The organism is Brevundimonas sp. Root1423 (genome assembly GCF_001426805.1).
The window spans coordinates 1-4,950 of record NZ_LMFL01000083.1 but is presented as its reverse complement, the minus strand read 5'-3'; the positions used below and the strand labels follow the sequence as shown (position 1 = coordinate 4,950).

Genomic DNA, 4,950 nt, shown 5'->3' with positions numbered 1-4,950 from the left:
AGCAGGTCGTAGATGATCGARTAGTAGCGGATCTCGACGCCTTCGCGCTCGGCCAGGTCGCGRGCCTGTTTCGAGGCGCGGACGTTGAAGCCGAGGATSGGCGCGCCGGCCGAYTTGGCCAGYTGSACGTCGCTTTCGGTGATGCCGCCGGCGCCCGACATGACGGTGCGCGCGCGAACCTCCTCGTTGCCCATCTTGTCCAGCGAGCCGACGATGGCCTCGGCGGAACCCTGCACGTCGGCCTTGATGATGACCGGCAGTTCCGAGACCTTCTTGGACTGCAGCTTGGACATCATGTCGACCAGGCTGACCTGGTTGATGCCGCCCGTGGCCTTCTCGCGCTTGATGCGGTCACGGTACTCGGTCAGCTCGCGGGCGCGGGCCTCGTTCTCGACCACGGCGAACGGATCGCCCGGGCTCGGAGCCTCGTCGAGACCCAGGATCTCGACCGGCACCGACGGACCGGCTTCGGTCAGCTGCTCGTTGCGTTCGTTCAGCAGGGCGCGAACCTTGCCCCAGGCGGAACCGGCCACGACGATGTCGCCGCGCTTCAGCGTGCCGCGCTTGACCAGGACGGTGGCGACGGGGCCGCGGCCCTTGTCCAGCTTGGCCTCGATGACCACGCCTTCCGAGGAGCGTTCCGGATCGGCCTTCAGGTCCATGACCTCGGCCTGCACCAGGATGGCGTCGATCAGACCGGTCAGATTGGTCCGTTCCTTGGCCGACACCTCGATGATCTGGGTGTCGCCGCCCAGGCTCTCGGCGATGACTTCGTACTGCAGCAGTTCGTTGACGACCTTCAGCGGGTTGGCGTCCGGCTTGTCGATCTTGTTGACCGCGACGATGATCGGGGCGCCGGCCGCCTTGGCGTGCTGGATGGCCTCGATCGTCTGGGGCATGACGCCGTCGTCGGCGGCCACGACCAGAACCACGATGTCGGTCACATTGGCGCCGCGGGCGCGCATCGCCGAGAAGGCGGCGTGGCCCGGGGTGTCGAGGAAGGTGACGCGGTCGTCGCTGGGCAGGCGAACCTGATAGGCCCCGATGTGCTGGGTGATGCCACCGGCCTCGCCCGAGGCGACGTCGGTGGTGCGCAGGGCGTCCAGCAGGCTGGTCTTGCCGTGGTCGACGTGGCCCATGATGGCCACGACCGGCGCGCGGGGCGTGGTCGCCTCGTCGTCGATCGCGTCGGACAGGAAGCCCGTCTCGATGTCGCTCTCCGACACGCGGCGCACGGTCATGCCGAACTCGTCGGCCACCAGTTCGGCGGTGTCGGTGTCGATGACGTCGTTGATCTTCATCATCAGGCCCTGCTTCATCAGGAATTTGATGATGTCGACGCCGCGCACGGCCATCCGGTTGGACAGCTCCTGCACGGTGATGACGTCGGGGATGACGACTTCGCGCGGACGGTTCGGCGCATCGGTGGAGCCGCCCTTGCGCTTTTCCTTCTCGCGTTCGCGGGCGCGGCGGACCGAGGCCAGCGAGCGCATCCGCTCGGCGGTGTCGCCGTCGCCTGCAACCGACTGGATGGTCAGGCGGCCTTCGCGGCGCTTGGGCTCGCCGCGGGTGCGGCTGACGGCCTTGCCGGCGTCCGAGAAACGCTTGTCGCGATCATCCTCGGGCTTCAGCGGGCGGGCGAAGCCGCCGCCGGGCGCGCGGCTCGGACGGGCGACCTCGGCCTGGGCCGGGGGTGCGTTCGGGGTCGGACGGCCGCCGGGGCCGGTGCGCGGACCCGGACGGGCGGCGCCCGGCGCCGGGCGCGGAGTCAGGGCAGAGTAGCGGACGGGTTCGGCCGGCCGGCCGGTCGGGCGGGCCGGAGCGGCGGGACGGTCGGAATAGGCGCGTTCACCGCCGCCCATGGCTTCCTCACGGGCCGAGCGGCCGCCGAAGGCGGGGCCGGCCGGAGCGCGGGAGGGGTTCGGGGCCTTGGGCACGCGCTGGCCGAAATTGACCACCGGGCGCGCGGGCGGAGCCGGGCGGGCCGGGGCGGCGGGGGCTGGAGGCGGGGCGGNCCGGGGTCGGCGCCACCGGGGCGGCCGGAGCAGGCGTCGGCGCAGCGGCGGCCGGGGCGCGCTTGGCGGGGGCCGGGGCCGGAGCGGCGGCGGTCAGCTTGGACGCCTCGGCGCGGGCGGCCTCGGCGGCGGCGCGGGCGGCGGCGGCTTCCGCCTGTGCGGCGTTGGCCGCCTGGGCCGTGGCGGCGGCCTGTTCATGCGCGGCCTGGTCGCGGCGCGCCTGTTCGGCGGCAGCGGCCTGGGCGCGTTGGGCCTGGGCCTGGGTCGCCAGCTCGATAGCGCGGCGGCGGGCCTCCTGCTCCTCGTTCGACAGGCGGCCGCCGGCGGGTCCGGACGGCATGGCCGGACGCGGCGCCTGGGGCGCGGGCGCGTCGGTGCGCGGACGTGCGGCGACGTCGAAGCCCTGCGGGCGCTGATGGCCCGGCGCGACGCCGGCCCGGGGTCGCTTGGTCTCGACCACCACGGTCTTGGTGCGGCCGTGGCTGAAGCTCTGGCGCACGGTGCCGGTCGAAACCGATCCCGCCTGCCGGGGCTTCAGGCTGAGCGGCGCCCGCGGACCCGTCGTGGACGGAGTTCCGGTCGGAGCCTGCGGTGCGCCGTCGTTGGTCTTGTCGTTCTCGTCAGTCATCCGGTCGCTTTACTCGGAACAGCGGGCAGTCCGCTGTCGTCTCGTTCAAACACAAAAAATCGCGCGTCGCCCTGCCCCCAAATCAGGGAGCAGAACCCCGCCCGTTCAAAACCTTGTTCGGCATCCCAGCCGCTTCATCGCCCCACTGCGGAGGCGTCAACGGTCGAAATCCCGCCAGTCGTTCGACCTCTATGGTCCAGCGATCGGCCCGCCCGCCCTCAAGCAGGACGGCGTGTATCGCATTTTCCAGCCCAAGGGCCAAACTCAAATCGTCCGCCGTGAAGACGCCGCAGACTTTGGGGCGCGGCGTGATGTGTTTCGCCAGCGAAAGCAGCTTGCCGCGACCGTCGGCGGACCCGTCCGCCGCCTCGATGATCCACGCGGCCTTCCCCGACCGGACATTGGCCAGGGATTTCTGGAAGACGTCTATCTGGCGACCGTCAACGCCTCGGTCCAGCGATCGGCCCGCCCGCCCTCAAGCAGGACGGCGTGTATCGCATTTTCCAGCCCAAGGGCCAAACTCAAATCGTCCGCCGTGAAGACGCCGCAGACTTTCGGGGGCGGAGTCATGTGTTTCGCCAGCGAAAGCAGCTTGCCGCGGCCGTCGGCGGACCCGTCCGCCGCCTCTATGATCCACGCGGCCTTTCCCGACCGGACATTGGCCAGGGATTTCTCGAAACCGGAGATAAGCACGCCTTCGCGACGGGCAAGCCCCAGCTGGTCCAGACAGCGTTTGACCAGCAGGTTTTCGACCGTGTCCGCCAGGTCGGCGGCGGGCTTCATCGGCGCCTTGGCGGCCCGCGARAACAGGTTCTTCTTCACCGCCGTCTCGATCGAGGCGCGGTCCGCCGCGACCCACAGGCCGCGYCCCGGCAGCTTGCGCGCCAGGTCGGGGGCCACCGAACCGTCCGGAGCGGCGACGAAGCGGATCAGGCGAGATTCGTCCATGACCTCGTGGGTGACGAGGTCGCGTCGCTCTCTATCGATCGTCGCTTCGCGAGCTGACGCTGTCGCCCCNCCCGGCAGCTTGCGCGCCAGGTCGGGGGCCACCGAACCGTCCGGAGCGGCGACGAAGCGGATCAGGCGAGATTCGTCCATGACCTCGTGGGTGACGAGGTCGCGTCGCTCTCTATCGATCGTCGCTTCGCGCAGACTCATGAACGATCCGGTCTCCCATCACGCGTCGGGGGTTTGTTCGGGGTCCTCGGCGAGGACCTNGCGTCGCTCTCTATCGATCGTCGCTTCGCGCAGACTCATGAACGATCCGGTCTCCCATCACGCGTCGGGGGTTTGTTCGGGGTCCTCGGCGAGGACCTCCGCATCGTCGCCTTCGACGGCTTCGGCCTCATCGCCTTCCGGCGCGGCGGCGAAGACGGCTTCGGCGTCGTATTCGCCTTCGGGCAGTTCTTCCTCGTATTCCGGCTCGGGCGGCTGCGGCAGTTCCGAGGCGTCGATCCAGCCGGCGGCGACGCGCGCCTGCAGGATCAGCATTTCAGCCTCTTCCTGGGCCAGGTTGAAGCTTTCCAGCACACCGGGGACCTTGACCCGTTCGCCGTTCTTCACTTCGTAGCCGCCGCGGATTTCGTCGGTGGCCAGGTCGGCCAGATCCTCGACGGTCTTCACCCCGCCTTCGCCGAGGGCGACGGCGATGGCGCCGGTCACGCCCGGAACGGCCATGACGCCGTCCTCGACGCCCAGCTCGACGCGCTTGGCGTCAAGGATGGCGGCCTGACGGTCCAGGAAGTCGCGGGCGCGAGCCTGCAGCTCCTCGGCCGTGTCCTCGTCGAAGCCCTCGATGTCCGAGATCTCGTACGGTTCGACGAAGGCCAGATCCTCGACCGTGGCGAAGCCTTCGGTGACCAGCAGCTGGGCGATGACCTCGTCCACGTCCAAGGCCTCCTGGAACAGCACGGTGCGTTCGCTGAACTCGCGCTGGCGGCGCTCGGAGTCCTGGCTTTCGGTGATGATGTCGATCTGCCAGCCGGTCAGCTGCGAGGCGAGGCGGACGTTCTGGCCGCGGCGGCCGATGGCCAGCGACAGTTGCTCGTCCGGCACCACGACTTCAACGCGGTCAGCTTCCTCGTCCAGAACCACCTTGGACACCTCGGCCGGGGCCAGGGCGTTGACGATGAAGGTGGGCTCGTCGCTGTTCCACTGGATGATGTCGATCTTCTCGCCCTGCAGTTCGGCGACGACCGCCTGGACCCGCGAGCCGCGCATGCCGACGCAGGCGCCGACCGGATCGATGGAGGAGTCGTTCGACAGCACGGCCATCTTGGCGCGCGAGCCGGCGTCGCGGGCGGCGGC

Annotated in this window: 4 protein-coding genes and 1 pseudogene; all 5 read right to left on the bottom strand. The window is 69.9% G+C overall.

Annotated elements, in window-relative coordinates:
• Window positions 1-1,355, bottom strand: a 1,355-nt coding sequence (gene infB, locus ASD25_RS28350) for a translation initiation factor IF-2 (RefSeq protein WP_369816707.1), incomplete at its 3' end; no start/stop codon positions are given.
• A 660-nt stretch (window positions 1,356-2,015) separates the two neighbouring features.
• Window positions 2,016-2,643: translation initiation factor IF-2 associated domain-containing protein (locus ASD25_RS32720; RefSeq protein ID WP_235562917.1), on the bottom strand; the 628-nt coding region annotated here is incomplete at its 3' end.
• A 426-nt stretch (window positions 2,644-3,069) separates the two neighbouring features.
• Window positions 3,070-3,660: pseudogene (locus tag ASD25_RS28345) on the bottom strand (RNA-binding protein); the annotation flags it as partial.
• A 1-nt stretch (window position 3,661) separates the two neighbouring features.
• On the bottom strand, window positions 3,662-3,801 hold a 140-nt coding region (locus tag ASD25_RS33495; protein ID WP_369816706.1), incomplete at its 3' end, for a DUF448 domain-containing protein.
• Window positions 3,802-3,918: 117 nt separating this feature from the next.
• Window positions 3,919-4,950, bottom strand: a 1,032-nt coding sequence (locus tag ASD25_RS28340) for a transcription termination/antitermination protein NusA (protein ID WP_162252109.1), incomplete at its 5' end; no start/stop codon positions are given.